Annotated in this window: 4 protein-coding genes and 1 pseudogene; 3 read left to right on the top strand and 2 right to left on the bottom strand. The window is 74.3% G+C overall.

What is annotated here, in order from left to right; translation table 11 throughout:
* Positions 1-262 (top strand): annotated as a pseudogene (locus tag FRZ03_RS40310) (hypothetical protein); the annotation flags it as partial.
* Here FRZ03_RS40310 and FRZ03_RS15645 read toward each other — a convergent pair.
* Both FRZ03_RS15645 and FRZ03_RS15640 read right to left on the bottom strand, forming a co-directional pair.
* On the bottom strand, positions 234-1,220 hold the full coding sequence (locus FRZ03_RS15645) for an SMP-30/gluconolactonase/LRE family protein (protein WP_146465752.1): 987 nt from the start codon (positions 1,218-1,220) through the stop codon (positions 234-236). The pseudogene FRZ03_RS40310 and the gene FRZ03_RS15645 overlap by 29 nt on opposite strands.
* Positions 1,221-1,302: 82 nt before the next feature.
* Positions 1,303-2,160: an SDR family oxidoreductase gene (locus FRZ03_RS15640; RefSeq protein WP_146465751.1), complete on the bottom strand. Its 858-nt coding sequence runs from the start codon at positions 2,158-2,160 to the stop codon at positions 1,303-1,305.
* Positions 2,161-2,306: 146 nt separating this feature from the next.
* On the opposite strand from FRZ03_RS15640, the gene FRZ03_RS15635 reads away from it, so the two are divergent.
* Complete coding sequence (locus tag FRZ03_RS15635; protein WP_261399103.1) at positions 2,307-2,693, top strand: winged helix-turn-helix transcriptional regulator; 387 nt, start codon at positions 2,307-2,309, stop codon at positions 2,691-2,693.
* A 961-nt stretch (positions 2,694-3,654) separates the two neighbouring features.
* Entirely contained in the window at positions 3,655-4,818 is a 1,164-nt protein-coding gene (locus tag FRZ03_RS15630; protein ID WP_146465750.1) for a carboxylate-amine ligase, read from the top strand.
* The last annotated feature ends 40 nt before the right edge of the window (positions 4,819-4,858 follow it).

Raw genomic sequence — 4,858 nt, 5'->3', positions numbered from 1 at the left:
GCTGGAGGGCGACCCCATCGGCGTGCGGCTGCTGCTGGCCGCCCGCACCGAGGCCGAACTGGACGAGGTCTACCCGCACTTGGAGGAGTCCTACTGGGCCGTGGCCCGGGAGGCGCCGGCCTACATGGAGTGGCTGAAGAGCGCCCGCACCCATGCCGGCCGGCCGTCCGGCGGCGTCCTCGGGCCACCGGACGGCCGGCGATCCGCACCCGGACGACGCCCGGGCGGGGGAGTCAGCGCAGGGGCAGGCTTTCGAGGGTGAAGACCGGGCTGGTCAGCGGAGCGCCGTACAGGTAGGTGTCCATCTGGGAGTTGGTCACCAGCAGCCGGTCCCCGCTCACGGCGATGCCGGTGGGTGTGTCGGCCCCCGGGTAGGTGCGTTCGGCGACGACGGTGGCCCGGGCACCGTCGCCGGAGATCCGGACGGTGTCGATCTCGTTGGCCACGGAACGGGCGACGTACAGGGTGTCGCCGCGCAGCGCGATGCCGTCGGCGCTGGGCAGCGGCGGTGCGGCGATCTCGCGGACCTCGCCGGTGGCGAGGGTGAGCCGGTAGAGCGCGCCGCTGTACCAGTAGCCGATGATCAGGGACTTGCCGTCGGGAGCGGCGACGATGCCGTTGCCGTTGGACTGGCCGTCCACGTAGTCCGGCAGGTGGTAGGCCACGTGGAGGACCCGCTGGGCGCCGGTGGCGGGGGCGTTCACCTCGGCGGCCGGAATCCGGTAGACCACCGCGCGCAGGGAGTCGGTGATGTAGACGTCGCCGTCGGGGGCGACGGCGGCGTCGTTGACGAGGGTCGGCTCGCCCGTTCCGGGGACGGTGTAGGCGGCGACGAGCTTCCCGGCCTTGGTGTAGACGAAGAAGCGCCCGGTGAACGCGCCGGCGACCAGCAGGCGGTCGCCGGTGACCTTGACCCCGGTGGCCTGGGTGCGGCCGTCGCGGCCGCCCGGCAGGAAGGGGTCGAGCGCCTTCGCCCCGAGGCGCCCGCGGTAGACGGTGCCGTCGGCGATACCGGCGGCGTAGATGAAGTGGTCGTCGGCCGCGACGCTCTCGGGGAAGGCGTCGTTGCCGTTGATCGGGATCGTACGGCCGCTGTCCTCGTGGCCGTGGGCCGGTGCCGCCGCGGCGGGCGCGGCGAGGGCGGCGAGGGCGGCGGACGCCACGGTGAGGGACAGGAGCGCGCGCTGCCACGCGGCGTGCGTGGTGGTGCGGGGGAACATCGTGGTGGACCTTACCGGTTGGCTCGGAGGAACCTGCAGGCTCTGGCGCTTGTGCGCGGGGGCATCGCCCCCGGAACCCGTGTCAGCGCAGCGCTTCGGCGAGGGCGTCGGCCAGGGTGGTGGTGGGCCGTCCGGTCAGGCGGCTCAGGTCGCCGGAGCCGGTGAACAACTCGCCGCGTCCCAGGCCGAGATCGGCATCGGCGAGGACGCGCGCGAGAGCGGCGGGCACGCCCGCGCCGGTCAGCGCCTGGGCGAGTTCCGCCGCCGGCAGATCGGTGTAGGTGATCGCCTTGCCGGTGGCGGCCGAGACCGCCGCGGCGAGCTCGGTCATGGTGAACGCCTCGTCGCCGCCCAGCTCGTACACCGCTCCGGCATGGCCTTCGGTGGTCAGCACGGCGGCGGCCGCCGCGGCGTAGTCGGCACGGGTGGCGGCGCTGACCCGGCCCTCGCCCGCGGCCCCGACGATGACGCCCTGCCGCAGGATGAGGGGCAGTTGGGCGGTGTAGTTCTCCAGGTACCAGCTGTTGCGCAGCAGCACGCTGGGGACGTCGCGCTCGCGCAGGTACTCCTCGGTGGCGCGATGGGTGGCGGCGAGGATCGTGGTGGCCGTGTCGGCGTGCGCCATGCTCGTGTACGCCACCAGGGACACCCCCGCGGCCAGTGCGGCGTCGATGGCGCGCCGGTGGTGGTCGACGCGCCGGTCCACGTCCGTGGTCGAGACCAGGAGCAGCTTGTCGGCCCCGGCGAAGGCCGTCGCGAGGCTGTCCGGGTCGGCGAAGTCGGCCCGGCGCACCGTGACACCGCGGTCGGCGAGGTCTTCGATCCCGGCGACGTTCCGGCCGGTGGCGACGATCCGCGAGGCGGGAACCCCGCGCCGCAGCAGCGCCTCGACGGTGAGCCTGCCCAGCTGGCCCGTGGCTCCGGTGACGATGATCGACATGGACGTTTTCCCTTCCGGCCGCGGCCTTCCGCGGCGCATGGGACCACCCTGACCTCATCACTCTCTATCGGGAAGCAGCCACTTCTCTGTAAGGTAGCCACCTGGTGGAAAGCAACGAGGTGAGAGCTGTGACGACGGACAAGGCTGTGAGCGAGACAACAGCGTCCAGGGACCCGTACCTGCGCGGCTGCCCCTCGCGGGACCTGCTCGACCGGATCGGCGACAGGTGGTCGATCCTCGTACTCGGCGAGCTCGGCGAACACGGGGCGTCCCGGTTCAGCCGGCTGCGCAGGCGGCTCGCGGGGGTGAGCGAGAAGATGCTCACCCAGACGCTGCGCGCCCTCGAGCGCGACGGCCTGGTCCGGCGAACGGTCTACCCCGAGGTGCCGGTGCGGGTGGAGTACGAGATGACCGCGCTGGGCCAGACGCTCCGCGCGCCTCTGAAGGCCCTCACGGAGTGGTCCCTGCTGCACACGGAAGACGTGCTCGCCGCCCGCGAGGCGTACGACGCCCGCACCCGGCAGCCCGGCTGACACCGCGTCGCCGCGGGGCGGGTGCGCACCGGGCGAGGTCCGGTCAACTCGCCCTTCCCGCGCGGTCGCACGCGGACGGCGGCGTTCGCTGGGCTCGGCCGCATGACGCCGACCCTGCCGGCGCCGCGGCGCCCTGGGCGTCCCTCCTGGAGAAGGCGCGCGTGTCCTCCGGCGGCAGCGGCTTCCCCTTCGACCTCGACGGGACCCTCTCCCGTATCCAGGTCGATCCGGCGACGGTCGTGCCGTGCCGGGCGCGGTGGACGCACCGACCAGGCTCGCCGGGCCGGCACGTGCGGTCGGAATCGTCTCGGCGCGTCCGGCGGACTTCCTCGGACCGCACCTTGCGGAGAGTGGCGGCCGGCGCCGAGCGATGGGAACCGGCCTGAAAGGCGTCGGCGAGGCCGAGCGCCTCCCGGTACTCCGGCTCGCTGACCGCCGTTCCCCTGGATCCCGCCCGCACGGGGACGGTCCCGGGCAGACGCGCCGACCCGATCTCGAAACCGGGCACCCACACTACGACGGAGCCGTTGGCGGACGCACCGGCCCCCAACGGCTTCCACACCCGGCTGCGCCGTGACGACCAGGCGACCGCCAGAGCCAGGGCGCTCGCCAGGCGGCCGGCACGACGGTGCTGACGGCGTTGGCAAGAACATTCCGCACGAACCCCACGTGGCCCCCCGTCGTCATCGTTCGCGAGGCGCGCTGCGAGCCGCATCGCAGGTCCCCACCGCGGCGTCGAGAGGGCAGCGGCCGTCCCGCGCCGGCGGTCGCGCGGTCGATCCCGTGGTCCTCCTCGCGCGCCCACGCCCGCCCGCCCGCGCCTCGCCCGGTCGGGGGTCGCGTGAGCTGAGCACGACGAGACGCTTGTGAACGTTCCGGCCGGGGTACTCGGTGCCGCGCCATTCACCGGCAGGACGCGTACGCGACGGCCCAGTGATCACCCAGGCAAGGGGAACGTGACGTGACGTTGCGCATCGGGGCAGAAGAAGAGTTTCACGTGCTGGACGTGGAGAGCGGCCGGCTGGTGCCGCGCGCCCGGGCCGTGCTGGACCGGCTGCACAGGCCCGGATTCACCACCGAACTCCAGCGGTCGGCGGTGGAGAGCAACAGCGCGGTGCACGACACGCTCGACGCCCTCCTCGCGGACCTCGCCCGGTCACGGCGCCTGCTGGACCACTCGGCCGCCTCGCTGGGCCTGGTCACGGTGGCCGCCGGCACCGTTCCGCTGGCTCGGCTGACCCCCCGTGACGTCACCGCCGGGCGCCGGTACCGGCACATGGCCGACGAGTACCGCAGGGTCGCCGACGAGCAGCTCATCTGCAGCGCGCAGGTGCACGTGGACATACCCGACCGGGACACCGCCGTACGCGCCATGTGCCTCGTCTCACCGTGGCTGCCGCCGCTGCTCGCGCTGTCCGCCAGCTCGCCGTTCTGGCTCGGCGAGGACACCGGCTACGCGAGCTGGCGGACCATGCTCTGGCAGCGCTGGCCCACCGCCGGGCCACCGGGCTGCTACGCCGACGCCGCCGCGTACGACCGCGCTCTGGAGGAGCTGATCGGCTCGGGCGTCATCAGCGACGCCGGCATGGCCTACCAGGACGTACGGCCTTCCGCGCACCAGCGCACGCTGGAGCTGCGGATCTGCGACGCCTGTCCCCGGGTGGAGACGGTCGTGCTGGTCGCGGGGCTCTTCCGGGCGCTGGTCCGGGACGCCTGCGACCGGCTGGCCCGCGGGGACGCCGGCCGGTGCGACGGCCACCACGAGTGGCTGCGGGCCGCGAGCTGGCGAGCCGCCCGCTCCGGCCTGGAAGGCGTGCTGGTCGACCCGGTCACCCGGCGCGCCGCCCCCGCCCACGGCGTGCTGCGCCACATGGCGGCCCGGCTGCGCCCCGCGCTGGAGGCGTCCGGCGACTGGGAGAACGTGCACGAACTGCTCACGCGCGCCCTGGCCGACGGCAGCGCCGCGCACCGGCTGCGGCGGGCGGCCGAGCGCGACGACCTGCTCGCCAGCGTCGACCTGCTGATCGCCGAGACCCGCGGCGCGGCCGGTCCACCCGGGGGAGCGGCGGCCCGCCCCGCCCGCGCGCCCCGTCTCAGCCCGGTCGCCGGAGGCGCCGGATCCTGACGGGTCGATCTCATGCCCACCTGCCCCACGTCCCGTCCGG

It is taken from the genome of Streptomyces misionensis (assembly GCF_007896895.1).
Classification (GTDB): Bacteria; Actinomycetota; Actinomycetes; order Streptomycetales; family Streptomycetaceae; genus Streptomyces; species Streptomyces misionensis_A.
This window is presented reverse-complemented; position numbering and strand designations above follow the sequence as displayed.

Coding starts and splice junctions, on each gene's coding strand:
- FRZ03_RS15645 (WP_146465752.1), bottom strand. CDS start 1,220: ATGTTCCCCCGCACCACCACGCACGCCGCGTGGCAGCGCGCGCTCCTG.
- FRZ03_RS15640 (WP_146465751.1), bottom strand. CDS start 2,160: ATGTCGATCATCGTCACCGGAGCCACGGGCCAGCTGGGCAGGCTCACC.